Below are 24,953 nucleotides of genomic sequence, written 5' to 3' on the forward strand. Positions count from 1 at the left end.
GCGCCCCGCGCCCCTTCTTCAGGGGCGCGGGGCTGCGTCGATATGCGGCTCCGCCGCGATGGGGGTCCCTCCGCTGGAGCGAAGTCGAGAGCGGGGGGAGCGACCAGCCACAACCGGCCCGCAGATTCCCCACGACCTCCCCTTCAGCTCACCGCTTACCCTTCGGATCAAGCAACCCGGCCCGGCGCAGAGCATCGGCCATCGCACTGTTGGCAGGCGCCGCCGCCTGCCGCGAACCTCCGCCCTGTCCGCCCCGGCCTCCGCCCTGTCCGCCGCGGCCTCCGCCCTGCCGTTGCTGCTGCCGCTGCTGAGGCGGACGCGCTCCCCGCTGCCGACGGTCGCCGCCGTCACCCTGCGGTGCGGCCTCGTCGTCCAGCCGCAGCGTCAGCGAGATCCGCTTGCGTGGAATGTCGACGTCCAGCACCTTCACCTTGACGATGTCCCCCGGCTTCACCACATCCCGCGGGTCCTTGACGAACGTCTTGGACAGCGCGGAGACGTGCGCCAGACCGTCCTGGTGGACACCGACGTCGATGAACGCCCCGAAGGCCGCCACATTGGTGACCACGCCCTCCAGGACCATCCCGGAGGCCAGGTCGGAGATCTTCTCGACGCCCTCCTTGAAGGTGGCCGTCTTGAACGCGGGCCGCGGGTCGCGTCCGGGCTTCTCCAGCTCCTTGAGGATGTCGGTGACGGTCGGCAGACCGAACGTCTCGTCCACGAACTCACCCGGCTTCAGCGAACGCAGCACGCCCGTGTTGCCGATGAGCGACGCCACTTCCTGCCCGGACGTCTTCACCATGCGCCGGACGACCGGGTAGGCCTCCGGGTGCACGCTGGAGGCGTCCAGCGGGTCGTCGCCGCCGCGGATCCGCAGGAAGCCCGCGCACTGCTCGTACGCCTTCGGGCCGAGCCGCGCCACACTCTTGAGCTGCGTACGCGACTTGAAGGGGCCGTTGGCGTCGCGGTGCGCCACGATGTTCTCGGCCAGCCCCGAGGTGATGCCGGAGACCCGGGCGAGCAGCGGGGCCGACGCCGTGTTGACGTCCACGCCCACGCCGTTCACACAGTCCTCCACCACCGCGTCCAGCGAGCGCGACAGCTTCACCTCGGACAGGTCGTGCTGGTACTGGCCGACGCCGATCGACTTGGGGTCGATCTTCACCAGCTCGGCCAGGGGGTCCTGGAGACGGCGCGCGATGGAGACGGCGCCGCGCAGCGACACGTCCATGTCGGGCAGCTCCTGCGAGGCGAACGCGGACGCCGAGTACACGGACGCGCCCGCCTCGGACACCATCACCTTGGTGAGGCCCAACTCGGGGTGCTTGGTGATGAGTTCACCGGCGAGCTTGTCGGTCTCGCGGGACGCCGTGCCGTTGCCGATCGCGACCAGCTCGACCGCGTGCTCCTTCGCCAGGCGGGCCAGCTTGGCGATCGCCTCGTCCCACTTGTTCGCCGGGACGTGCGGGTAGATGACGTCCGTGGCCACCACCTTGCCGGTGGCGTCGATGACGGCGACCTTCACACCCGTACGGAAACCGGGGTCCAGGCCCAGCGTCGCGCGCGTGCCGGCCGGGGCGGCGAGCAGCAGGTCGCGCAGGTTCGCCGCGAACACCTGCACCGCCTCGTCCTCGGCGGCCGTGCGCAGCCTGAGGCGCAGGTCGATGCCGAGGTGCACCAGGATGCGGGTGCGCCAGGCCCAACGGACCGTGTCCGTCAGCCACTTGTCGGCGGGACGGCCGCGGTCGGCGATCTGGAACTTCGAGGCCACGATGCCCTCGTACGACGAGGGGCCGTCCGTGGGCTCCTCCGGCTCCAGGACGAGGTCGAGGACCTCCTCCTTCTCGCCGCGCAGCATGGCGAGAATGCGGTGCGAGGGCAGTTCGGTGAACGGCTCGGCGAAGTCGAAGTAGTCGGCGAACTTGGCGCCCGCCTCCTCCTTGCCGTCCCGCACCCTGGCCGCCAGTCGCCCGCGCACCCACATGCGCTCACGCAGCTCGCCGATCAGGTCGGCGTCCTCGGAGAACCGCTCGGTGAGGATCGCGCGGGCGCCGTCCAGGGCGGCCTGCGGGTCGGCGACGCCCTTGTCCGCGTCGACGAACGCGGCGGCCGCGGCGAGCGGCTCGACCGTCGGATCGCTGAGCAGGCCCTCGGCGAGCGGCTCGAGCCCGGCCTCGCGCGCGATCTGCGCCTTGGTGCGGCGCTTGGGCTTGTACGGCAGGTAGATGTCCTCGAGCCGCGCCTTGGTCTCCGCGCCGCGGATCTGCGCCTCCAGTTCCGCGGTCAGCTTGCCCTGCTCGCGCACCGACTCCAGGATCGCGGTCCGCCGCTCCTCCAGCTCCCGCAGATAGCGAAGCCGCTCCTCGAGCGTGCGCAGCTGCGCGTCGTCGAGCATCTCGGTCGCTTCCTTGCGGTAGCGGGCGATGAAGGGCACCGTCGAACCGCCGTCCAGCAGTTCCACGGCAGCCTTGACCTGCCGCTCCCGTACGCCGAGCTCCTCGGCGATCCTGCCTTCGATGGTCCCGACTGCGCTGGACCCGGGTGTCGTCACGATCCCGTACCGCCTTCTCACTGAGGTTGCGCCGCAATTGTGGCAGGCGGCACCGACAGTCGGGGATCAGGGCGGCAACCGGCGAGGCGGGACGGCGGGATCAGGCCCTGTGGCCCCGCGCGGAACCAGAGGCTCCGCCGAAGAGCCGGGCCAGTGCCCGGAAGGGCAGTGTGACGACGGTGGCGATCGCTCCGGCGATCTGCCGCAGCACGTCTGCAATGGCGCGGAACACGAAATTCCCCTTTCTGATCCGGTTTCCCGCCCGACCGCGGTGGCCGGGCGAGGTCCGGGTACCCGGCTTTCGTCAGCGCTTGCCGATCAGATCCGCCGGGTAGGCCCCGGCGGCGAATGCGGCCCGCGCGAACCCCGTCCCCAGCTCCGTCAGCCGGGCGACGCCCTCCGCCCCCAGGTGCTCGTACGGCGCCCGGTCCAGCCGGTCCGTCTCCGCCTCGATCTCCGTCCGCAGCGCGATGCCCCGCTCCGTCAGCTCGCCCGCCTCGTCCAGCAGCCCGCGCTCCCGCAGCCGCCCGCAGGCCGCGTCCCAGTCCTCCTGCTTCCAGCCGCGGCTGCCGAACACCCACTTCGGTGCCATGCCCTTGCCGGTCGCGGTGTGCGTCACCACGGCCTCCAGGCCGTCCAGCTCCGCGGACATCAGCACGGCGAGATGCCCGTCGCCGCGGTGCTCGCGCAGCAGCGTGGTGGCGTGGAAGTACGCCAGATGCGGCTGGTCGGGCACCGGCAGGTCGGCGTGCGCGGAGTACAGCGGCCGGGCCGCGCGCGAACAGGCCTCCGCGGCCCGCAGCGCCAGCCGCGCCGCTTCCGCCATCTCCTGGGACGCCACGGTGTCCTCGCCGAGCAGGCGGCGCAGGGTCGCATCGACGGCACGCGCGCGTGCGGCCAGGATCTGCGCGGGCGCGGCGCTCTCCCAGACGGCGGGCACATACCGGGCCACGAGCTCGTACTTGTAGTTGTAGAACGTCGCCGTCACCGTGCCCGGCCCGACCGCGCCCAGCGCTGCCGCCCGCGCGGCGAGGTTGACGGCCCTCGGGTGTGTGATGCCGAGAGCGCCCAGTTCCCTGCTCAGGTCGGGCGAGAAGTAGTACGTCGCGTGCAGGGAGTTGAGCGCGTTGTGGCAGCGGCGGCCGGCGTGCGGATCAAGGGCGGCAGTAGTCATGCCCGGCAGGTTACCGACTGGTCGGTACGGGCTCCAGTGCCGTGCTCCGGATGGCAGGAAAGGTGGGGAACTCGTCATTGCGGCCATCCGCCCGGCTGCCAAGAATCGTGGGTATGCCGCAGCGAACCGTCCTGCTCGTCCTCTTCGACGGCGTCCAGAGCCTCGACGTCACAGGCCCCCTGGAGGTCTTCGCGGGCGCCGAGCTGCACAGCCCGGGCACCTACCACCTCTGTACGGCCTCCCTGGACGGCGCGCCCGTACGCACCTCCAGCGGCCTGACCCTTGTACCGGACCAGAGCCTCGCGGACGCGCCCGCCCCGCACACCCTTCTCGTGCCGGGCGGCCAGGGCACCCGCCGGCCGGAGCGCGACCCCCGGCTGACCGACTGGCTGCGCGAGTGCGGCCCGCGTGCGGAGCGCCTCGTCTCCGTCTGTACCGGTGCCCTTCTGCTCGCGGAGGCGGGTCTGCTGAACGGCCGCCGCGCCACGACCCACTGGGCGTACTGCGACAGGCTCGCCCGCGACCACCCGTCCGTCGAGGTCGACCCGGACCCCATCTATGTGCGTGACGGACACGTCTTCACCTCGGCCGGCGTCACCTCGGGCATCGACCTCGCGCTCGCCCTGGTCGAGGAGGACCTGGGCCGGGAGGCGGCGCTGACCATCGCGCGCCACCTGGTCGTCTTCCTGCGCCGGCCCGGCAACCAGGCGCAGTTCAGCGCCCAGCTCGCCGCCCAGACCGCCCGGCGCGAACCGCTGCGCGAGGTCCAGCAGTGGATCACCGAGCACCCGGGCGCCGACCTGGACGTCGAGTCCCTCGCCACCCGCGCCGCCCTCTCGCCCCGCCACTTCGCCCGCGCCTTCCAGGCGGAGACCGGCATGACACCGGGCCGCTACGTCGACCGCGTGCGCCTCGAACACGCCCGCCGCCTGCTGGAGGACACGGCCGACGGCATCGAGGAGATCTCCCGCGCCAGCGGCTACGGCACCCCCGAGGCCATGCGCCGCGCCTTCGTCAGAACCCTCGGCACGGCCCCGGCCGAGTACCGCCGCCGCTTCCGCCCCGTACCCACCCGCTGAAAGGAACCCGATGCAGATCGCCATCGTGCTCTTCGACCGCTTCACCGCCCTCGACGCCGTGGGCCCGTACGAGACCCTGGGGCGCCTCCCGGACGCGGAGACCGTCTTCGTCGCCGAACGGACCGGCCCCGTCCGCACCGACACCGGGAACCTCGCGATCGTCGCCGACCGGACCCTGGCCGAGGTGGCGAGCCCCGACATCGTGATCGTCCCGGGCGGCCCCGGGCAGACCCCGCAGATGGAGAACGAGACCCTCCTGGACTGGCTGCGCACCGCCGACACCACCAGCACCTGGACGACGTCCGTGTGCACGGGATCCCTGCTCCTGGCCGCGGCAGGCCTCCTGCGGGACCGCCGCGCCACCTCCCACTGGCTGGCCCTGGACTTCCTGAAGCAGTTCGGCGCCGAGCCCACGGGGGAGCGGGTGGTCCTCGACGGCAAGTACGTCACCGCGGCCGGTGTCTCCTCCGGCATCGACATGGGCCTGACCCTGCTCGGCCGGATCGCCGGTGACGAACACGCCCAGGCCGTCCAGCTGTTGACCGAGTACGACCCGCAGCCGCCCTACGACGCGGGGTCGCCCGAGAAGGCGCCCGCGCACCTCGTCGAGGAGTTCCGCTCCAAGAGCCGCTTCATCCTGACGTAGTCCAGGTGAAGCGCGGCTGCCTGCGCTCCAGGAACGCGGCGACGCCCTCCACGGTGTCGCCACTGCCGCGCGCCTGCTCCGTCCAGTACGCGTCCCGGTCGGTGCGCCCGTTCGCGAACTCCTTCGCCGCGGCCTGGGTGAGCTGCGAACGCGACACCAGGATCCGGGTGAACTCCGCGACCCGCTTGGCGAGTTCGCCCTGCGGCAGCACCTCGTCCACCAGGCCGGTGCGCAGCGCCCGCTCCGCGTCGATCAACTCGCCCGAGAACAGTAGGTACTTGGCGGCGGCCGGACCCACCAGCGACACCAGCCGGCGCGTGGAGGAGGCCGGATACACGATGCCGAGCTTCGCCGGCGTCACCCCGAACAGCGCCCCCTCCATGGCGAACCGCAGATCGCAGGCCGCCGCCAGCTGCGACCCGCCGCCCACGCAGTGCCCGCGGATCGCGGCGAGAGTCGGCTTCGGAAAGGCGGCCAGGGCCTCTTCGGCCCGCACCGCGAGCGACTGCGCCTCCTCCGGCGACCCCTGCAGCGTGGAGATGTCGGCCCCCGCGCAGAACGTCCCGCCTTCGCCGGTCAGCACCAGCGCCCGTACGCCCGGGTCGGCCGCGAGGGCGTCGAGCAGCGGCGGCAGGGCGGCCCACATCGCGGCCGTCATGGCGTTGCGCTTCGCCGGGTGGTGGATGACGACGGTGGCGACCGAGTCGGTGACGCTGTGCAACAGCTGGGGCTCCATGGCCGGATGCTAGCCGCCGAGCCGGGCACGTGATCAAGAAGGGGGCGCCCTAACCCGTACAACCCGAAGAGTTCGCGAAGTCGGCTGAAGGGTGAAAAGACCAGTCCCACAACTGACCGTGTCATACGCAGGCGGTCATAAGTGCTCGATACCTGCTGACTTGTGTTCAGTCATCCGGAGTGCTGCGGGTCGTTCCCAACACTCGACGTGTGGTGACAATCGAGCGCAAGGGTGGCGACCGGACGATGGACAACCATGGGCGCGGGTCCGGCCCACGCCCAGAAGGCGGCGCCGCCGAACCCCGCGACCCGGGGCCGCCTGCGGAGCCGCTGCCGTACGAAGGCGTCTGGCGGTTCACCGCGCCCGCCATCGAGGCTTCGGTCCCGCAGGCGCGGCACGCCGTACGGGACCTGCTCTACCGCCAGGGGGTGCCCGTCTCCGAAGACCTGGTGCACGGCCTGCTGCTGATCGTCTCGGAGCTGGTCACGAACGCCGTCCGGCACGCGGCGCTGCTGTCCCCGATGCTCGCAGTGGAGGTCGCCGTCGGCGCCGAGTGGGTGCGGGTGTCCGTGGAGGACAACCACCCCTACCGCCCGACCGCTCTGGAGACCGATCACAGCGGCGAGGGCGGCCGAGGGCTCCTCCTGGTCAGCGAGGTCGCCCGGGAGGCGGGCGGGGTGTGCGACGTCGAGCACACGTCGAGCGGCGGCAAGGTGATCTGGGCCGCCCTGCCGCTCAAACCCCTGAGGGTGCTCTGACGGAGGTCACCAGCCGGCCGACGGGCCGGTCAGCTCCCTGACGGCCGGGCGGGCCGCGTCCAGCACGGTCATGAACCAGGACGAGAAGGTGTCCTTGGCGTGCCGCTCCGCAAGCTCGGCGGGCGTCACGAACGCCGTCGCGCCGACTTCCTCCGGGTCCGGCCGCAGCGGCGACTGCACCATCCCGACGAACAGGTGGTTGTACTCCTGCTCGACCAGGCCCGAGTCCGGGTCCGGGTGGTTGTAGCGGACCGTGCCCGCCTCGGCGAGCAGCGAGGGGGACACACCCAGCTCCTCGTACGTGCGCCGGGCCGCCGCCGCGAAGGGCGCCTCGCCGGGGTAGGGGTGGCCGCAGCAGGTGTTGGACCACACACCGGGGGAGTGGTACTTGCCCAGCGCCCGCTGCTGCAGCAGCAGCCGGCCGCGCTCGTCGAAGAGGAAGACGGAGAAGGCGCGGTGCAGCTGACCCGGCGGCTGATGGGCGGCGAGCTTCTCCGCGGTGCCGATCGTGACGCCGTTCTCGTCGACCAGTTCCAGCAAAATCGCGTCTGCGGCGCCGTTCGACGAAGTGTGCGTCGCGGTGGCAGGTGTGATCGGCATACCCATCCTTCACATCGGTCTTCGCGCCCCAAGTCTGCCGTACGAATCCGGCACTCCCGGCACTTCGCGGCGCGCCCGCATGTCCCGCGCGCGGCGCGGGCACGGCCGTCACCGGTTGAAGACCGGAAGAGGGGCCCGGTAGTTGATCGTGCCCGTAGTGCTCGGCAGGGAACCGTTCCAGGGCATCGCTGTGAGGCTTAACGACGCCGGGCCGCGCCGGACGGCTGCATTCCGGCCAAGATGCGGCCCACCTGCCTCAATGGCACACCCTCGCCTCGTGTTCCGCATGCCCGCCCGGTTCCAGCTGGAAGGTGCAGTGCGCCACGTCGAAGTGGTCGCCGAGGCACTCCTGGAGCTCGTGGAGCATCTTCTCGTGGCCGATCGCGCTGAGCACGTCGGAACGCACGACCACGTGCGCGGACAGCACCGGCATCCCGGACGTGATCGTCCAGGCGTGCAGGTCGTGGACGTCCTCGACCCCGTCCAGGTCGAGGATGTGGGCCCTTACGTCCGCCATGTCGACGTCCCTGGGGGCCGCCTCCAGCAGGACGTCCAGGGTCTCGCGCAGCAGCTTCCAGGTGCGCGGCACGATCATCAGGCCGATCACGAGCGAGGCGATCGGGTCGGCGGCCTGCCAGCCGGTGGCCAGGATCACCAGCGCGGAGATGATCACTGCGAGGGAGCCGAGCGCGTCGGCAGCGACCTCCAGGAACGCGCCGCGCACGTTCAAGCTCTCCGCCTGGCCACGCACCAGCAGCGTCAGCGAGATCATGTTCGCGACCAGGCCGATCGCACCGAACACGATCATCAGCCCGCCCGCGGTGTCGGCCGGCGTGAGGAACCGCTGGATCGCCTCGTACAGGACGTAGCCGCCGACGCCGAGCAGCAGCAGACAGTTGGCGAGCGCCGCGAGGATCTCGGCGCGGGCGTACCCGAAGGTGCGGTTGCCGCTCGGTGGCCGGTTGGCGAAGTGGATCGCGAACAGGGCCATGCCCAGCCCGAGGGCGTCGGTCGCCATGTGGGCTGCGTCCGCGATCAGCGCGAGGGAGTCCGCGAGCAGACCGCCGACGATCTCGACCACCATGACGGTGAGCGTGATCGACAGCGCGACGCGCAGCCGCCCGCGGTACGCCGCCGCGGCCGTACCGGTGGGCGGGGCATGCGAGTGCCCGTGCCCGTGATCGTGCCCAGCCCCCATGGCAGCCGCCCTCCTGTGTTGCGCCCGGGATGACAGTGAACTACGGGCGGGGGGTATCGGGCAACGCGGCACTGAACACCGTTGTCATGTGCCCTGACCTGCGGAAACGATATGCAGGTCAGGGCAGCCTCAGTTCCCTTGCCGTGCTGTCACTTGCCATGGTGCAGCAGCCAGCCCCGCCACGCCGACCCGACCATCTCGGGCACCCCGCGCCGGGCCGTCCAGCCCAGCTCCTCGGCGGCCCGGGCGGCGGAGGCGACCGCACGGGGCGCGTCCCCGGGCCGGCGGCCCTCGACGAGGGCCGGGCGGCGGTCGCCGGTCACCTCGCCGATGACGGTGATCAGCTCGCGGACGGAGACACCCTCGCCGCGGCCGATGTTCACCGTGAGGTCACCGCCGCGGCCGCCGAGCCGCCGTGCCGCGGCCAGATGCGCCTCGGCCAGGTCGGCGACGTGGATGTAGTCGCGGATGCAGGTGCCGTCCGGCGTCGGATAGTCGTCGCCGAAGATCCGCGGGGCCTCGTCACGGGTGAGCCGGTCGAAGACCATGGGGACGATGTTGAAGACGCCCGTGTCGGCCAGCTCGGGTGCGGCAGCGCCCGCCACGTTGAAATAGCGCAGACAGACCGTGGAGATGTCGTGTGCGCGGCCCGCCGCCCGGACCAGCCACTCGCCGGTGAGCTTGGTCTCGCCGTACGGGTTCACCGGCGCGCACGGGGTGTCCTCGGTGATGAGGTGCACATCGGGGTTGCCGTAGACGGCCGCGGACGAGGAGAACAGGAACTTCCCGACCCCGGCCTCGGCGACCGCCTCCAGGAGCGTCGCGAGACCGCCGACGTTCTCCCGGTAGTAGCGGGTGGGCTGCGCCACGGACTCGGCGACCTGCTTGCGCGCGGCGAGGTGGACGACGCCGGTCACCCCGTACTCGGCGAACACCCGCTTCAGCAGGTCGCCGTCGAGCGTCGAGCCCTCGACGAGCGGCACGTCTGCCGGCAGCCGAGCGGGGAACCCGGCCGAGAGGTCGTCCAGCGCCACGACGTGCTCCCCGGCGCCGGTCATGGCCCGCACCACATGGGCCCCTATGTATCCCGCTCCGCCTGTGATCAGCCATGTCATGGTCGCCCACCCTATGCCGACGGCACCCGGCGATCCCCAATGTCCCGGGATGCCTGATCTGGGCAGCGCGGTTTGTCGGCGGGACCCCGGATCACCGATGATGATCGCGGCAAAGGCCAGTGGAGACGGCGTTGATCGGCCCGTGAACGGGCGGTGAACTCCGCTCTCCGGGCATCCGATAGCCTCTGCCGACATGCCGCCCGCCTGGTGCAGCCAAGGGGCGCCCACCATGCACATGACCGGCGCCGGCGCGCCGGCACCCAGGGAGTGAGTTCGGTTGTCGACCGCCATCCTCACCGGTCAGCCGGTCCCCGGATCGTCGATCGAGGGTGATCTGCGGTCCCTCGGCTTCGACGTACGGACCGCCTCCGACACCGCCGACGCCGAGACGCTGCTGGCCCAGGCCCCCGGCGACCAGCGGGTCGCCGTGGTGGACGCCCGCTTCGTGGGCCACCTGCACGCCCTGCGCCTCGGCCTCACCGACCCCCGCTTCCCGCTCGCCGCGATCCCCGGCGCGGTGACCGCCCAGCCGGCCGGCCGCCAGGCCCTGACCCGTGCGATGGCCCGCGAGAACTCGGCCGGCGGCGGCACGGCACTCGCCGTCGACAGCCTCGCCGACCGCATCGTCACCGCCCTCGACAGCGACGGCGCCGACGTGCACCACCCGGAACTCGGCAGCCTGGTCGCCGCCGTCCCCGCCGACCCGCAGTCCCGCAACGAGGCACGGCAAGCCGTCGCGAACGTCGACGACGAAGCCGTACGTCTGAAGTCGGCCGTGAAGTCCCGCGACGGTTTCTTCACCACGTTCTTCATCAGCCCGTACTCCCGCTACATCGCCCGCTGGTGCGCCCGCCGCGGTCTGACCCCGAACCAGGTCACCACCGCCTCCCTGCTCACCGCGCTGATCGCAGCGGGCTGCGCGGCCACCGGCACCCGGCTCGGCTTCGTCGCGGCGGGCGTCCTGCTGATCGCGTCCTTCGTACTGGACTGCACCGACGGCCAGTTGGCCCGCTACTCCCTGCAGTACTCCACGCTCGGCGCCTGGCTGGACGCCACCTTCGACCGGGCCAAGGAGTACGCCTACTACGCCGGGCTCGCGCTGGGAGCGGCCCGCGGCGGCGACGACGTATGGGCCCTCGCGCTCGGCGCGATGATCCTGCAGACCTGCCGGCACGTCGTCGACTTCTCCTTCAACGAGGCCAACCACGACGCCACCGCCAACACCAGCCCCACAGCGGCCCTTTCCGACAAACTGGACAGCGTCGGCTGGACGGTGTGGGTGCGCCGCATGATCGTGCTGCCGATCGGCGAGCGCTGGGCGATGATCGCGGTCCTGACGGCGGTCACGACGCCCCGCATCACCTTCTACGTCCTGCTCATCGGCTGCGCCTTCGCCGCGACCTACACCACTGCGGGCCGGGTGCTGCGCTCGCTGACCCGCAAGGCCCAGCGGACGGACCGGGCGGCGCAGGCGCTGGCGGATCTGGCGGACAGCGGGCCGCTGGCCGAGCTGCTGGGCCGCGCGGCCCGCGGCGAGTCGCGTCACTCGATGGCCTATCTGGCCTTCGTCGGCGCGGCACTGGTGACGCTCTCAGCCCTGCTGTGGGGCGCCGGATGGCAGACGGTCCTGTGTGGCGTCGGTTACGTGCTCATGTCGGCCGTCACCGTGCTGCGCCCCCTCAAGGGCCCCCTCGACTGGCTGGTTCCCCCACTGTTCAGGGCCGCCGAATACGGCACCGTCCTGGTACTGGCGGCCAAAGCGGACGTGAACGGAGCGCTTCCCGCGGCTTTCGGGCTGGTGGCGGCCGTCGCCTACCATCACTACGACACGGTGTACCGCATCCGCGGCAACGCCGGAGCGTCCCCGGCCTGGCTGGTGCGCGCCATCGGGGGGCACGAAGGGCGGACGCTGCTCGTCACCGTCCTGGCCGCGGTGCTCACCGCCTCGCAGTTCAAGGTCGCGCTCGCGGTGGTTGCCGTGGCCGTCGCCCTGGTGGTGCTCGTCGAGAGCATCCGCTTCTGGGTGTCCTCCGGGGCCCCCGCCGTACACGATGAAGGAGAACCCGCATGATCGGCCTCGTGCTGGCGGCCGGCGCCGGACGGCGTCTGCGCCCCTACACCGACAGCCTTCCCAAGGCGCTGGTGCCGGTGGGGCCCGCGGGCATAGAGGGCGAACCCACGGTCCTGGACCTGACGCTCGGCAACTTCGCCGAGATCGGTCTGACCGAGGTCGCGATCATCGTCGGCTACCGCAAGGAGGCCGTCTACGAGCGCAAGGCCGCCCTGGAGCAGAAGTACGGCCTCAAGCTCACCCTCATCGACAACGACAAGGCCGAGGAGTGGAACAACGCCTACTCCCTGTGGTGCGGCCGTGACGCCCTCAAGGACGGTGTGATCCTCGCCAACGGCGACACCGTCCACCCGGTCTCCGTCGAGCAGACGCTGCTCGCCGCGCGCGGCGAGGGCAAGAAGATCATCCTCGCCCTCGACACCGTGAAGTCGCTGGCCGACGAGGAGATGAAGGTCGTCGTCGACCCCGAGCAGGGCATGACGAAGATCACCAAGCTGATGGACCCCGCCGAGGCGACCGGCGAGTACATCGGCGTGACCCTGATCGAGGGCGACGCCGCCCCCGAGCTGGCCGACGCCCTCAAGGCCGTCTGGGAGACCGACCCGCAGCAGTTCTACGAGCACGGGTACCAGGAGCTCGTGAACCGCGGCTTCCGGATCGACGTGGCGCCGATCGGCGACGTCAAGTGGGTCGAGATCGACAACCACGACGATCTCGCCCGCGGACGGGAGATCGCGTGCCAGTACTGACCCGGCTCATCCCCTCGCCGCTCGTCGTGGACATCCGCCCGGGTGCCCTGGACGACCTCGCCGGTGTGCTCGCCGACGAGCGCATCTCGACATCGGGCAGGCTCGCCGTCGCCGTCAGCGGCGGCTCCGGCGCCCGGCTGCGCGAGCGCATCGCCCCGACCCTGCCCGGTGCCACCTGGTACGAGGTCGGCGGCGGCACCCTCGACGACGCGGTGCGGCTGGCCGGCGAGATAAAGGCCGGCCGCTACGACGCGGTCGTGGGCCTCGGCGGCGGCAAGATCATCGACTGTGCCAAGTTCGCCGCGGCCCGGGTCGGCCTGCCCCTGGTGGCCGTGCCGACGAACCTCGCGCACGACGGCCTGTGCTCGCCGGTCGCCACCCTCGACAACGACGCCGGCCGCGGCTCGTACGGCGTGCCGAACCCGATCGCGGCCGTCATCGACCTCGACGTCATCCGCCAGGCCCCGGCGCGCTTCGTGCGCGCGGGCATCGGCGACGCCATCTCCAACATCAACTCGATCGCGGACTGGGAGCTGTCCAACCGCGTCAACGGCGAGAAGATCGACGGCCTCGCCGCCGCCATGGCCCGCCAGGCGGGCGAGGCGGTGCTCCGCCACCCCGGCGGCATCGGGGACAACGACTTCCTCCAAGTGCTGGCCGAGGCGCTGGTCCTCACCGGCATCGCGATGTCGATCTCCGGCGACTCGCGCCCCGCCTCGGGCTCCTGCCACGAGATCAACCACGCCTTCGACCTGCTCTACCCCAAGCGCGCCGCCAGCCACGGCGAGCAGTGCGGCCTCGGCGCCGCCTTCGCGATGTACCTGCGCGGCGCGCACGAGGAGTCGGCGTACACGGCCGAGGTGCTGCGCCGGCACGGGCTTCCGGTGCTCCCGGAGGAGATCGGCTTCACGGTGGACGAGTTCGTCCGTGCCGTCGAGTTCGCTCCGGAGACCCGGCCCGGCCGCTACACGATCCTCGAACACCTCGACCTCACAACCGACCAGATCAAGGACATTTACGCCGACTATGTCAAGGCCATCGGTAGCTGAACTCCGCCCGGTCGTCCACCCCGCAGGGGTCAAGGACCGGCGCAGCGGTGAGCACTGGATGGGACGCCTCTACATGCGTGAGGTGTCCCTGCGGGTCGACCGCTACCTGGTGAACACCAGGGTCACGCCCAACCAGCTCACGTATCTGATGACCGTCTTCGGCGTGCTCGCCGCCCCGGCCCTGCTGGTGCCGGGGATCACGGGCGCCGTGCTCGGCGTGGTCTGCGTGCAGATGTACCTGCTGCTGGACTGCGTCGACGGCGAGATCGCCCGCTGGAAGAAGCAGTACTCGCTGAACGGCGTCTACCTGGACCGGGTCGGCGCCTACCTCACCGACGCAGCCGTCCTCGTGGGCTTCGGACTGCGCGCCGCCGACGTGTGGGGCAGTGGCCGTATCGACTGGCTGTGGGCCTTCCTCGGCACGCTGGCCGCCCTCGGCGCCATCCTGATCAAGGCCGAGACCGACCTGGTCGGCGTCGCCCGCCACCAGACGGGCAAGCCGCCGGTCCAGGAGGCCGCCGCCGAGATGCGCTCCTCCGGCATGGCGCTGGCCCGCAAGGCCGCGTCCCTGCTGAGGTTCCACCGGCTGATCCTCGGCATCGAGGCATCCCTGCTCATCCTGGTCCTGGCGATCGTCGACCAGATGCGGGGCGACCTGTTCTTCTCCCGGCTGGGCGTCGCGGTGCTCGCCGGCATCGCCCTGCTGCAGACCCTGCTGCACCTCGTGTCCATCCTCGCCTCCAGCAGGCTGAAGTGAGCGGCATGCGAGTCGGCGCGGTGATCATCACCATGGGCAACCGCCCCGACGAGCTCCGCGCCCTGCTCGACTCGGTCGCCAAGCAGGACGGCGACAGGGTCGAGGTGGTCGTGGTCGGCAACGGCTCGCCCGTCCCGGACGTCCCCGAGGGTGTCCGTACGATCGAGCTGCCCGAGAACCTCGGCATCCCCGGCGGCCGCAATGTCGGCATCGAGGCCTTCGGCCCCAGCGGCCGCGACGTCGACATATTGATGTTCCTCGACGACGACGGACTCCTCGCCCAGCACGACACCGCCGAGCTGTGCCGCCAGGCCTTCGAGGCCGACCCGAAGCTCGGCATCATCAGCTTCCGCATCGCCGACCCCGACACCGGGGTCACCCAGCGCCGCCACGTGCCGCGCCTGCGCGCCGCCGACCCGATGCGCTCCTCCCGGGTCACCACCTTCCTCGGCGGCGCCAACGCCGTCCGCACGAAGGTCTTCGCCGAAGTCGGCGGGCTCCCGGACGAATTCTTCTACGCCCACGAGGAAACCGACCTGGCATGGCGGGCCCTCGACGCGGGCTGGATGATCGACTACCGGTCCGACATGGTGCTGTACCACCCGACGACCGCGCCCTCGCGGCACGCGGTCTACCACCGCATGGTCGCCCGCAACCGGGTCTGGCTGGCCCGCCGCAACCTTCCGGCCCTGCTGGTCCCGGTCTACCTCGGGGTCTGGCTGCTGCTCACCCTTGTCCGCCGCCCCTCGCGGCCCGCCCTGAAGGCATGGTTCGGCGGGTTCCGGGAAGGCTGGACCACTCCGTGCGGGCCACGCAGGCCGATGAAGTGGCGTACGGTGTGGCGGCTGACCCGGCTGGGCCGACCTCCGGTGATCTGACAAGCTCGTTCCTGTGAGCAATCGGCCCCACCCGGGCCCCAGGCTCTTGCCCATGCCCGCACAGGCTGCGCATCCCGAAGACGAAAGTTTCCACCAGTGAGTGAGACAACGCACGACGGCACGGTCGCCCTGGGCGCGGCCATGCCGCCCGACGAGGGCCTCCCGGCGAGCCGGCTGGCCGAGAAGTACGGGCTGACCGTGAGCGGCGCCCGGCCCTCCCTTGTCGAGTACGTCCGCCAGCTCTGGGACCGGCGTCACTTCATCCTCGCCTTCTCCCGGGCGAAGCTGACCGCCCAGTACAGCCAGGCCAAGCTCGGCCAGCTGTGGCAGGTGGCCACGCCGCTGCTGAACGCGGCCGTGTACTTCTTCATCTTCGGCATGATCCTCAAGGCCAACCGCGGACTGCCCCGCGAGGTCTACATCCCGTTCCTGGTCACCGGCGTCTTCGTGTTCACCTTCACGCAGAGCTCGGTGATGGCGGGCGTGCGCGCGATCTCCGGCAACCTCGGCCTGGTCCGCGCGCTGCACTTCCCGCGCGCCTCCCTGCCGATCTCCTTCGCACTGCAGCAGCTCCAGCAGCTGCTGTTCTCGATGATCGTGCTGTTCGCCGTGGCGGCCGCCTTCGGCAGCTACCCGGACCTGTCCTGGCTGCTGATCGTCCCGGTGCTGGCCCTGCAGTTCCTGTTCAACACCGGCCTCGCGCTGATCATGGCCCGTGCGGGCGCCAAGACCCCGGACCTCGCCCAGCTGATGCCGTTCGTAATGCGGACGTGGATGTACGCGTCGGGCGTGATGTTCTCCATCCCGATCATGCTGGCCGACAAGCCGCAGTGGCTGGCGAACGTCCTGCAGTGGAACCCGGCCGCCATCTACATGGACCTGATGCGCTTCGCGCTCATCGACGGCTACGGCTCGGAGAACCTGCCCGACCACGTCTGGGTGGTCGCGGGCGGCTGGGCCGCCCTGATCGCCCTGGGCGGGTTCGTGTACTTCTGGAAGGCGGAGGAGAGGTACGGCCGTGGCTGAGCAGACCGACCAGCAGACCGGGGAGCGGATCCCCACTGTCATCGCCGACGAGCTCCACATCGTCTACCGCGTGCACGGCGCCAAGACCGGCAAGGGCAGCGCCACCGCCGCCCTCAGCCGCATCGTCAAGCGCGGCGAGGAGCGCGGGGTGCGCAAGGTGCACGCCGTCAAGGGCGTCTCCTTCGTCGCCTACCGCGGCGAGGCCGTCGGCCTCATCGGCTCCAACGGCTCCGGCAAGTCGACGCTGCTGCGCGCCATCGCCGGCCTGCTCCCGGCGGAGAAGGGCCGCGTCTACACCAACGGCCAGCCCTCGCTGCTGGGCGTGAACGCGGCTCTGATGAACGACCTGACCGGCGAGCGCAACGTCATATTGGGCGGGCTCGCCATGGGGATGACCCGCGAGCAGATCAGGGAGCGCTACCAGTCGATCGTCGACTTCTCGGGCATCAACGAGAAGGGTGACTTCATCACCCTGCCGATGCGCACCTACTCCTCCGGCATGGCGGCCCGCCTGCGCTTTTCCATCGCCGCCGCCAAGGATCACGACGTCCTGATGATCGACGAGGCGCTGGCCACCGGCGACCGAAAGTTCCAGAAGCGCTCCGAGGAACGCATCCGTGAGCTGCGCAAGGAGGCCGGCACGGTGTTTCTCGTCAGCCACAACAACAAGTCGATCCGCGACACCTGCGACCGCGTCCTGTGGCTGGAACGCGGCGAGCTGCGCATGGACGGGCCGACCGAAGAGGTCCTCAAGGAGTACGAGAAGTTCACCGGCAAGTAGTCCACCCCGGCCTGGACACACCGGCCAGGACGGATCGCGGGGCCCCACCGCAACCTCTGCGGCGGGGCCCCGCGTCTGCAAAGGAAACGTCAACTCGGTTTCGCCCAAGGAATCTTGACACCAATCGGTGTGTTGTTGTGATGTGCAGGACACCCCAGGGATCCCGGCTGCGTTGTACAACGTAAGCTGTACCGGTCCCGAAACGCGGCAAACTGGGGCGATAATGCGCGACAGCCTCAAGCGGGACAGCCGCGCGGACGGCCGGGCGGCGTGTCCGAAATAGTATGCATTGGGTCGGCAGTGTAGAACGGGAGATGTGACGGCAATGGCTACGGAAACTCCCCAGCTGAACGCAGCATGTGCCGTCCCCGCCCCGGGCAGTCACCGGTGACGGGAACCGGCATGTCGCACGCCGTTGATCCGGAGCGCGACACGCTCGACAAGGCCGCGGGCGAGAACTTCCCCGTGGCACCTTTCTTCCTGCCCAGGGCCTGGCGCGCCGACCTCATGGCCGTGTACGGCTTTGCCCGCCTCGTCGACGACATCGGCGACGGTGATCTGGCCCCCGGCGGCGCCGACGCCCGTCTGCTCGGCGTGTCGCCCGAGGACGCCGAGGACCGGCTGCTGCTCCTGGACGCCTTCGAGGCCGACCTGAACCGGGTCTTCGACTCGACCCCGCGCCACCCCCTGCTGCGCCGCCTCCAGCACACGGTCCGCCGCTGCTCGCTCACCCCCGAGCCCTTCCTCGGCCTGATCGCCGCCAACCGCCAGGACCAGCTCGTCAGCCGCTACGAGACCTACGACGACCTGCTCGCGTACTGCGAACTGTCGGCCAATCCCGTCGGCCGCCTGGTCCTGTACGTCACCGGCACCTCGACCCCCGAACGCATCCGCCTCTCGGATGCGATCTGCACGGCCCTCCAGATCGTCGAACACCTGCAGGACGTCGCCGAGGACCTCGGCCGCGACCGCATCTATCTGCCCGCCGAGGACATGAAGCACTTCCATGTTCAAGAGGCGGATCTCGCCACCTCCACCGCGGGGGCATCGTTGCGCGCACTGGTTGCATACGAAGCACAACGCGCCCGCGATCTCCTGAATGAAGGCGCCCCCCTCGTGGGTAGCGTCCACGGCAGGTTGAAGCTGCTGCTTGCGGGATTCGTGGCGGGGGGAAGGGCGGCGATCAAGGCGATCGCCGCCGCGGAATACGACGTACTTCCCGGCCCGCCCAAGCCCGGCAAGGTCCAGCTGCTGCGCGAGGTGGGCGTGACTCTGCGAGGAGAGGGGTGATCCGGACCGTGGAGTCGGAACAACACGCGTCCGCACCGGTACTCGCCGCCTACAGCTACTGCGAGGCCGTCACCGGACAGCAGGCCCGTAACTTCGCCTACGGCATCAGGCTGCTGCCGACGCCCAAGCGCCGCGCGATGTCGGCGCTCTACGCGTTTTCCCGGCGCGTCGACGACATCGGCGACGGCGCGCTGGCCGGCGAGGTCAAGGCGGCAAGACTCGAGGACACCCGGGCGCTGCTGACCCGGGTGCGTGAGGGGTCGGTCGCCGAGGACGACATCGACCCGGTCGCCGTCGCGCTCGCCCATGCCGCCGAGACCTTCCCGATCCCGCTCGACGGCCTGGACGAGCTGATCGACGGCGTGCTGATGGACGTACGCGGCGAGACCTACGAGACCTGGGACGACCTGAAGGTCTACTGCCGCTGCGTCGCGGGCGCCATCGGACGGCTCTCGCTCGGCGTGTTCGGCACGGAACCGGGGGCGCGCGGCGCCGACCGTGCGCCGGAGTACGCCGACACACTCGGGCTCGCGCTGCAGCTCACCAACATCCTCAGAGACGTCCGCGAGGACGCCGAGGGCGGCCGCACCTATCTGCCCTCCGACGACCTCGCGAAATTCGGGTGCTCGGCCGGGTTCAGCGGGCCGACCCCACCGGAGGGCTCCGACTTTGCGGGCCTCGTGCACTTCGAAGTGCGACGGGCCCGCGCCCTTTTCGCCGAGGGGTACCGGCTGCTCCCCATGCTGGACCGGCGCAGCGGCGCGTGTGTCGCCGCGATGGCCGGCATCTACCGCCGGCTGCTCGACCGCATCGAGCGCGACCCGGAGGCCGTGCTGCGCGGCCGGGTCTCGCTGCCCGGCCGGGAGAAGGCCTACGTCGCCGTACGCGGCCTGTCCGGACTGGATGCCCGGCATGTGACGCGGAGGACCGTCAGGAGGCGCGCCTGATGGACAAACAGGGCCAAGGTGATGTCACCGGCGATAAGCGGCACGCAACCCTCCGGGCGGGGACGGCGTCCCTGACTGCAGCGGTCTGCCGTGCACCGTTCAACCACGGCGGCCGCGCAGGGGAGGGTGCACGATGAGCGACGACGGCACGCGGGCGGACGAGCCGCTCGCGGATCCGGCGGGGCGTTCCGCAAGGGACGCCGTCGTGGTCGGTGGCGGGCTGGCCGGGATCACCGCCGCACTCGCACTCGCCGACGCGGGAGTCCGCGTCACCCTGATCGAGGGCAGGCCCCGCCTCGGCGGCCTCGCCTTCTCCTTCCAGCGCGGCGACCTGACCGTCGACAACGGACAGCACGTCTACCTGCGCTGCTGCACCGCCTACCGCTGGTTCCTCGACCGCATCGAGGGGACGGCGCTGGCACCGCTGCAGGATCGTCTCGACGTGCCCGTACTCGACGTCGACAAGCCCGTTGGGCGGCGGCTCGGCAGACTGCGGCGCGACGCGCTGCCGGTGCCCCTGCACCTGGGGCGCAGCCTCGCCACGTATCCGCATCTCTCGCTCGCCGAGCGGGCCAAGGTGGGCCGGGCCGCGCTCGCGCTCAAGGGGCTCGACCTCGCCGATCCGGACCTGGACACCCAGGACTTCGGCAGCTGGCTGACCGCGCACGGTCAGTCGGCGCGTGCCGTCGAGGCCCTGTGGGACCTGGTCGGGGTCGCCACCCTCAACGCGGTCGCGGGCGACGCCTCGCTGGGGCTCGCCGCGATGGTGTTCAAGACCGGTCTGCTGTCCGACCCGGGCGCGGCCGACATCGGATGGGCGCACGTCCCGCTGGGCGAACTGCATGACCGGCTCGCCCGCAAGGCGCTCGACTCCGCGGGCGTCCGTACCGAGGTCCGTACACGCGTCACCTCCATCTCCACTGACGAAAACGGGCGCTGGAGCGTTCAGGTTCCCGGCGAGACCCTCGCCGCGGACGCCGTCGTGCTCGCCGTACCCCAGCGCGAGGCGCATGACCTGCTGCCTCAGGGCGCGCTGGACGCCCCCGAAAATCTTCTGGAGATCGACACCGCGCCGATCCTCAACGTGCATGTCGTCTACGACCGCAAGGTGCTTGAGAAGCCGTTCTTCGCGGCCCTCGGCACCCCCGTGCAGTGGGTCTTCGACCGCACCGACGCCTCCGGACTGCGCGAGGGCCAGTACCTCGCCCTGTCCCAGTCGGCGGCGCAGGACGAGATCGACGAGCCGGTCGCCGTGCTGCGCGAGCGCTATCTGCCCGAGTTGGAACGGCTGCTTCCGGGTACGCGCCGCGCCGAAGTGAAGGATTTCTTCGTGACCAGGGAGCGCACGGCCACCTTCGCTCCCACCCCCGGCGTCGGACGGCTGCGGCCCGGCGCCCGTACCAAAGCCCCCGGCCTCTACCTGGCCGGAGCGTGGACCGCCACAGGGTGGCCCGCGACCATGGAGAGTGCGGTCCGCAGTGGAGTGAGTGCGGCGGACGCCGCCCTCACCGCCCTGGGCCGGCCCCGCCCGAGTCGCCTCTTCGAGCTCGAGGAGGCGGCGTACTGCATCTTCCCGGGGGACAACCCCCGGACCCCCGGCCGAAAGCTGGAGGGGACCGGCGCTTCACTGCGAGGTGGGCGCCAGTGAAGGTCGATCAGCACCCGGCAGGCTCCCGCACCCCCGGTACCGCAGAAAAAGGAGAAACTGTGCCCACTGTGCCCCCGGCCGAAGCGGCCGCTGAGAGGACCGCGGTGGACGTGACCGCGCTCCTGGAGCGCGGCCGGACCCTTGCCACACCGGTACTGCGGGCGGCCGTCGACCGCCTGGCCCCTCCCATGGACACCGTTTCCGCCTACCACTTCGGCTGGATCGACGCCGAGGGCAACCCCGCCGACGGCGACGGCGGCAAGGCCGTGCGCCCCGCCCTCGCGGTGCTCTCCGCCGAGGTCACCGGCGCCGCACCCGAGGTCGGCATCCCCGGCGCCGTCGCCGTCGAACTCGTCCACAACTTCTCCCTCCTGCACGACGACCTGATGGACGGCGACGAACAGCGCCGCCACCGTGACACCGTCTGGAAGGTGCACGGCCCCGCCCAGGCGATCCTCGTCGGCGACGCCCTGTTCGCCCTCGCCAACGAGATCCTGCTGGAGCTCGGCACCGTCGAGGCGGGTCGCGCCACCCGCCGCCTGACCACCGCCACCCGCGCCCTGATCGACGGCCAGGCGCAGGACATCTCCTACGAGCACCGCGACCGCGTCAGCGTCGAGGAGTGCCTGGAGATGGAGGGCAACAAGACCGGCGCCCTGCTCGCCTGCGCCTCCTCCATCGGTGCGGTCCTCGGCGGCGCGGACGACCGCACCGCCGACACCCTGGAGAAGTACGGCTACCACCTCGGCCTCGCCTTCCAGGCCGTCGACGACCTGCTCGGCATCTGGGGCGACCCGGTCTCCACCGGCAAGCAGACCTGGAGCGACCTGCGCCAGCGCAAGAAGTCCCTGCCGGTCGTGGCCGCGCTCGCGGCGGGCGGATCGGCCTCCGAGCGGCTCGGCGAGATCCTCGCCGCCGACGCCAAGAGCAGCGACTTCGAGAACTTCTCCGAGGAGGAGTTCGCCTCCCGTGCCGCGCTCATCGAGGAGGCGGGCGGCCGGGAGTGGACCGCCGAAGAGGCGCGCCGTCAGCACAACACCGCCATCCAGGCCCTGCACGCCATCGACATGCCCGACCGGGTGCGGGAACAGTTCACGGCGCTCGCCGACTTCGTCGTCGTACGAAAGAGATGATCACTATCGGTCGAATAGCCCTCGCGTAGTCGCCGGCCGGTGTCGCGGGAACACGAGCACCGGCCGACGGCGGACCCACAGCAGCACGATGTGTACGACTGCACGAAGGGGAAGCCATGACAGCGACGACCGACGGAAGCACCGGGGCCCTGCCGCCCCGGGCAGCCTCGGCCAGCGAAACCGACAGCACGAGCCCCGTGGCGGCGGGGGTGCGCGATGCCGCCGTACGCGCCGTACAACGCTCCACCGACTTCCTGCTGTCCCGGCAGGACGCCCAGGGCTGGTGGAAGGGCGACCTCGAGACCAACGTGACCATGGACGCCGAGGACCTGCTCCTACGGCAGTTCCTGGGCATCCTGGACGAGGACACCGCGCGCGCCGCCGCCCTGTTCATCCGCGGCGAGCAGCGCGAGGACGGCACCTGGGCCACCTTCTACGGCGGACCGGGCGAACTCTCCACCACCATCGAGGCATACGTCGCCCTGCGGCTCGCGGGCGACACGCCGGACGCCCCGCACATGGCGCAGGCCTCCGCCTGGATCCGTGAGCAGGGCGGCATCGCCGCGGCCCGGGTCTTCACCCGGATCTGGCTAGCCCTGTTCGGCTGGTGGAAGTGGGAGGACCTGCCCGAACTCCCGCCGGAGCTCATCTACTTCCCCACGTGGGTACCGCTCAACATCTACGACTTCGGGTGCTGGGCCCGGCAGACGATCGTCCCGCTGACGGTCGTCTCCGCGAAGCGGCCGGTGCGGCCCGCGCCCTTCCCGCTCGACGAGCTGCACACCGACCCCCGTAACCCGAACCCGCCCAAGCCCCTTGCCCCGGCGGCGAGTTGGGACGGTGCCTTCCAGCGCCTGGACAAGGTGCTGCACCAGGCGCGCAAGGTCATTCCGCGCAGACTGCGCAAGGCGGCCATGAACTCGGCCGCCCGCTGGATCATCGAGCGGCAGGAGAACGACGGCTGCTGGGGCGGCATCCAGCCGCCGGCCGTGTACTCGGTGATCGCCCTGTATCTGCTGGGATACGACCTCGAACATCCGGTGCTACGCGAGGGGTTGGCGTCGCTGGACCGTTTCGCCGTGTGGCGCGAGGACGGGGCCCGGATGATCGAGGCCTGTCAGTCGCCCGTGTGGGACACCTGCCTTGCCACCATCGCTCTCGTCGACGCGGGCGTGCCCGCCGACCATCCGCAGCTCGTCAAGGCGGCGGACTGGATGCTCGGTGAGGAGATCGTCCGGCCCGGCGACTGGGCCGTCAGACGGCCCGGGCTGCCGCCCGGCGGCTGGGCATTCGAGTTCCACAACGACAACTATCCCGACATCGACGACACCGCCGAGGTGGTCCTCGCGCTGCGCCGCGTGCAGCACCACGACCCGGAACGGGTGGAGAAGGCGATCGGGCGCGGGGTGCGCTGGAACCTAGGGATGCAGTCGAAGAACGGGGCGTGGGCCGCCTTCGACGTCGACAACACCAGCCCCTTCCCCAACCGGCTGCCGTTCTGCGACTTCGGCGAGGTCATCGACCCGCCGTCCGCGGACGTGACCGCGCACGTGGTGGAGATGCTGGCCGTCGAGGGCCTCTCGCACGACCCGCGCACCCGGCGCGGCATCGAGTGGCTGCTGGCCGAGCAGGAACCGGACGGCTCCTGGTTCGGGCGCTGGGGCGTCAACTACGTCTACGGCACCGGATCGGTCGTACCCGCCCTCGTCGCAGCCGGATTCCCCGGCTCGCACCCGGCGATCCGGCGGGCGGTGGCCTGGCTGGAGTCGGTGCAGAACGACGACGGCGGCTGGGGCGAGGACCTGCGCTCCTACAAGTACGTCAAGGAGTGGAGCGGCAGGGGTGCCTCCACCGCCTCGCAGACGGCCTGGGCGCTGATGGCCCTGCTGGCCGCGGGGGAGCAGGACTCCAAGGCCGTCGAGCGCGGTGTCGAATGGCTTGCGGCCACCCAGCGTGACGACGGTTCCTGGGACGAGCCGTACTTCACCGGAACCGGCTTCCCCTGGGACTTCTCGATCAACTACCACCTCTACCGACAGGTCTTCCCGCTGACCGCGCTCGGCCGGTACGTCAACGGCGAGCCCTTCACCAAGAAGCCTCTCGCCGAGGCAGAGGGGGGCTGATGAGCACCCAGCCCGCCCCGGCCCCGCTGCTGATCGCCTGCGCGCTCGGCATCGAGCACCTCGCCCTGCGCGCCGGGGACCGGGGCGGGGCCGGCGGGCCCGTGACGATAGTCCGTACGGGCATGGGGCCCAGGGCGGCCGAGCGCTCCGTCACCCGGATGCTCGCGGACCCGGCCTGGAGCGGGGCGGCCGTGCTGGCCACCGGCTTCTGTGCGGGGCTCGCCCCCGGCATGCACCCCGGGGACCTGGTCGTCGCCGAGGAGACCCGGGATCCGGACGGAACCGTTCCGTGCGTGGGGACCGACCTGCTCGTCAAGGAGCTCGGGCGCGCGGTGCCCGGGCGCACCGTCCATACCGGCCCCGTCACTGGCTCCGATCATGTCGTGCGTGGTCACGAACGGTCGGATCTGCTCGCGACCGGCGCAATCGCGGTCGACATGGAGTCCGCGGCGACGCTTCTGAGCGCCGTGCGCACCGGCGCGCGCCCGGTTGCGGCCGTGCGGGTGGTCGTGGACGCTCCTGAACATGAACTTGTTCGAATCGGCACGGTCCGCGGTGGAATATCAGCTTTCCGTGTCCTTCGTGCCGTACTTCCAGCTTTCTTCGAATGGCACCGTTCTTTGCTGCTCCCCAGGAGGTGAGCC

General features: G+C 71.0%; 24 protein-coding genes. 17 read left to right on the plus strand and 7 right to left on the minus strand.

The window, feature by feature from the left end:
* Positions 1-148: 148 nt before the first annotated feature.
* From EDD92_RS39820 to EDD92_RS39825, 3 genes are all read right to left on the minus strand, one after another.
* Positions 149-2,551 carry a Tex family protein gene (locus EDD92_RS39820; RefSeq protein WP_123968787.1) on the minus strand — a complete coding sequence of 801 codons (2,403 nt, stop codon included), beginning with the start codon at positions 2,549-2,551 and terminating at the stop codon, positions 149-151.
* Between the two features lie 100 nt (positions 2,552-2,651).
* A complete protein-coding gene (locus tag EDD92_RS51655; RefSeq protein ID WP_260327084.1) occupies positions 2,652-2,783 on the minus strand; it encodes an LPFR motif small protein in 132 nt (43 codons plus the stop codon).
* Between the two features lie 72 nt (positions 2,784-2,855).
* Positions 2,856-3,725: an SCO6745 family protein gene (locus EDD92_RS39825; protein WP_123968788.1), complete on the minus strand. Its 870-nt coding sequence runs from the start codon at positions 3,723-3,725 to the stop codon at positions 2,856-2,858.
* A 113-nt stretch (positions 3,726-3,838) separates the two neighbouring features.
* Here EDD92_RS39825 and EDD92_RS39830 point away from each other — a divergent pair, with 113 nt between their 5' ends.
* Together EDD92_RS39830 and EDD92_RS39835 are read left to right on the plus strand one after the other, a co-directional pair.
* Positions 3,839-4,804: a GlxA family transcriptional regulator gene (locus tag EDD92_RS39830; protein WP_123968789.1), complete on the plus strand. Its 966-nt coding sequence runs from the start codon at positions 3,839-3,841 to the stop codon at positions 4,802-4,804.
* A gap of 10 nt (positions 4,805-4,814) precedes the next feature.
* Complete coding sequence (locus tag EDD92_RS39835; protein ID WP_123968790.1) at positions 4,815-5,450, plus strand: DJ-1/PfpI family protein; 636 nt, start codon at positions 4,815-4,817, stop codon at positions 5,448-5,450.
* Here the strand turns inward: EDD92_RS39835 and EDD92_RS39840 are convergent.
* A complete protein-coding gene (locus EDD92_RS39840) occupies positions 5,437-6,186 on the minus strand; it encodes an enoyl-CoA hydratase/isomerase family protein (protein WP_123968791.1) in 750 nt (249 codons plus the stop codon). The genes EDD92_RS39835 and EDD92_RS39840 overlap by 14 nt on opposite strands.
* Before the next feature lie 245 nt (positions 6,187-6,431).
* Between EDD92_RS39840 and EDD92_RS39845 the strand changes: the two genes are divergently transcribed.
* Complete coding sequence (locus EDD92_RS39845; protein ID WP_123970755.1) at positions 6,432-6,944, plus strand: ATP-binding protein; 513 nt, start codon at positions 6,432-6,434, stop codon at positions 6,942-6,944.
* A gap of 6 nt (positions 6,945-6,950) precedes the next feature.
* On the opposite strand, the gene idi is transcribed toward EDD92_RS39845, so the two are convergent.
* The 3 genes from idi to galE all read right to left on the minus strand — a co-directional run bounded on the left by idi (position 6,951) and on the right by galE (position 9,857).
* Entirely contained in the window at positions 6,951-7,544 is a 594-nt protein-coding gene (idi, locus tag EDD92_RS39850; protein WP_030936227.1) for an isopentenyl-diphosphate Delta-isomerase, read from the minus strand.
* A 256-nt stretch (positions 7,545-7,800) separates the two neighbouring features.
* Entirely contained in the window at positions 7,801-8,742 is a 942-nt protein-coding gene (locus tag EDD92_RS39855) for a cation diffusion facilitator family transporter (protein ID WP_123968792.1), read from the minus strand.
* 149 nt (positions 8,743-8,891) lie between these two features.
* Positions 8,892-9,857: a UDP-glucose 4-epimerase GalE gene (gene galE, locus EDD92_RS39860; RefSeq protein ID WP_123968793.1), complete on the minus strand. Its 966-nt coding sequence runs from the start codon at positions 9,855-9,857 to the stop codon at positions 8,892-8,894.
* 277 nt (positions 9,858-10,134) lie between these two features.
* Here galE and EDD92_RS39865 point away from each other — a divergent pair, with 277 nt between their 5' ends.
* The 14 genes from EDD92_RS39865 (at position 10,135) to EDD92_RS39925 (ending at position 24,950) form a co-directional block, all read left to right on the plus strand.
* The gene (locus EDD92_RS39865; RefSeq protein WP_123968794.1) at positions 10,135-11,928 is read left to right on the plus strand and encodes a DUF5941 domain-containing protein; all 1,794 of its coding nucleotides are present in this window, start codon (positions 10,135-10,137) and stop codon (positions 11,926-11,928) included.
* Complete coding sequence (locus EDD92_RS39870) at positions 11,925-12,677, plus strand: sugar phosphate nucleotidyltransferase (RefSeq protein ID WP_123968795.1); 753 nt, start codon at positions 11,925-11,927, stop codon at positions 12,675-12,677. Before EDD92_RS39865 ends, EDD92_RS39870 begins: the two co-directional genes overlap by 4 nt.
* On the plus strand, positions 12,665-13,726 hold the full coding sequence (locus EDD92_RS39875; RefSeq protein WP_123968796.1) for an iron-containing alcohol dehydrogenase family protein: 1,062 nt from the start codon (positions 12,665-12,667) through the stop codon (positions 13,724-13,726). Before EDD92_RS39870 ends, EDD92_RS39875 begins: the two co-directional genes overlap by 13 nt.
* Positions 13,704-14,483 (plus strand): CDP-alcohol phosphatidyltransferase family protein, encoded by a 780-nt coding sequence (locus EDD92_RS39880; RefSeq protein WP_123968797.1) that lies wholly within the window; start codon positions 13,704-13,706, stop codon positions 14,481-14,483. Before EDD92_RS39875 ends, EDD92_RS39880 begins: the two co-directional genes overlap by 23 nt.
* Positions 14,484-14,488: 5 nt before the next feature.
* Positions 14,489-15,361 (plus strand): glycosyltransferase family 2 protein, encoded by an 873-nt coding sequence (locus tag EDD92_RS39885; protein WP_123970756.1) that lies wholly within the window; start codon positions 14,489-14,491, stop codon positions 15,359-15,361.
* A 96-nt stretch (positions 15,362-15,457) separates the two neighbouring features.
* Positions 15,458-16,387 (plus strand): ABC transporter permease, encoded by a 930-nt coding sequence (locus EDD92_RS39890; RefSeq protein WP_030936209.1) that lies wholly within the window; start codon positions 15,458-15,460, stop codon positions 16,385-16,387.
* Complete coding sequence (locus EDD92_RS39895; RefSeq protein WP_030936207.1) at positions 16,380-17,168, plus strand: ABC transporter ATP-binding protein; 789 nt, start codon at positions 16,380-16,382, stop codon at positions 17,166-17,168. The genes EDD92_RS39890 and EDD92_RS39895 overlap by 8 nt, the downstream gene beginning before the upstream one ends.
* A 402-nt stretch (positions 17,169-17,570) precedes the next feature.
* The gene (gene hpnC / locus EDD92_RS39900) at positions 17,571-18,458 is read left to right on the plus strand and encodes a squalene synthase HpnC (RefSeq protein ID WP_399184981.1); all 888 of its coding nucleotides are present in this window, start codon (positions 17,571-17,573) and stop codon (positions 18,456-18,458) included.
* Positions 18,455-19,405: a presqualene diphosphate synthase HpnD gene (gene hpnD, locus EDD92_RS39905; protein WP_099932723.1), complete on the plus strand. Its 951-nt coding sequence runs from the start codon at positions 18,455-18,457 to the stop codon at positions 19,403-19,405. Before hpnC ends, hpnD begins: the two co-directional genes overlap by 4 nt.
* Positions 19,405-19,542, plus strand: a complete 138-nt coding sequence (locus EDD92_RS52540; protein ID WP_221268183.1) for a DUF6380 family protein — start codon at positions 19,405-19,407, stop codon at positions 19,540-19,542. Before hpnD ends, EDD92_RS52540 begins: the two co-directional genes overlap by 1 nt.
* Complete coding sequence (gene hpnE / locus EDD92_RS39910; protein WP_123968799.1) at positions 19,539-21,053, plus strand: hydroxysqualene dehydroxylase HpnE; 1,515 nt, start codon at positions 19,539-19,541, stop codon at positions 21,051-21,053. The genes EDD92_RS52540 and hpnE overlap by 4 nt, the downstream gene beginning before the upstream one ends.
* A 68-nt stretch (positions 21,054-21,121) precedes the next feature.
* A complete protein-coding gene (locus EDD92_RS39915) occupies positions 21,122-22,186 on the plus strand; it encodes a polyprenyl synthetase family protein (RefSeq protein WP_185124483.1) in 1,065 nt (354 codons plus the stop codon).
* 116 nt (positions 22,187-22,302) lie between these two features.
* The gene (shc, locus tag EDD92_RS39920) at positions 22,303-24,309 is read left to right on the plus strand and encodes a squalene--hopene cyclase (RefSeq protein WP_123968801.1); all 2,007 of its coding nucleotides are present in this window, start codon (positions 22,303-22,305) and stop codon (positions 24,307-24,309) included.
* Positions 24,309-24,950: a 1-hydroxy-2-methyl-2-butenyl 4-diphosphate reductase gene (locus tag EDD92_RS39925; protein WP_123968802.1), complete on the plus strand. Its 642-nt coding sequence runs from the start codon at positions 24,309-24,311 to the stop codon at positions 24,948-24,950. The genes shc and EDD92_RS39925 overlap by 1 nt, the downstream gene beginning before the upstream one ends.
* The last annotated feature ends 3 nt before the right edge of the window (positions 24,951-24,953 follow it).

Origin of the sequence: Streptomyces sp. TLI_185 (genome assembly GCF_003814765.1) — a bacterium.
Classification (GTDB): Bacteria; Actinomycetota; Actinomycetes; order Streptomycetales; family Streptomycetaceae; genus Streptomyces.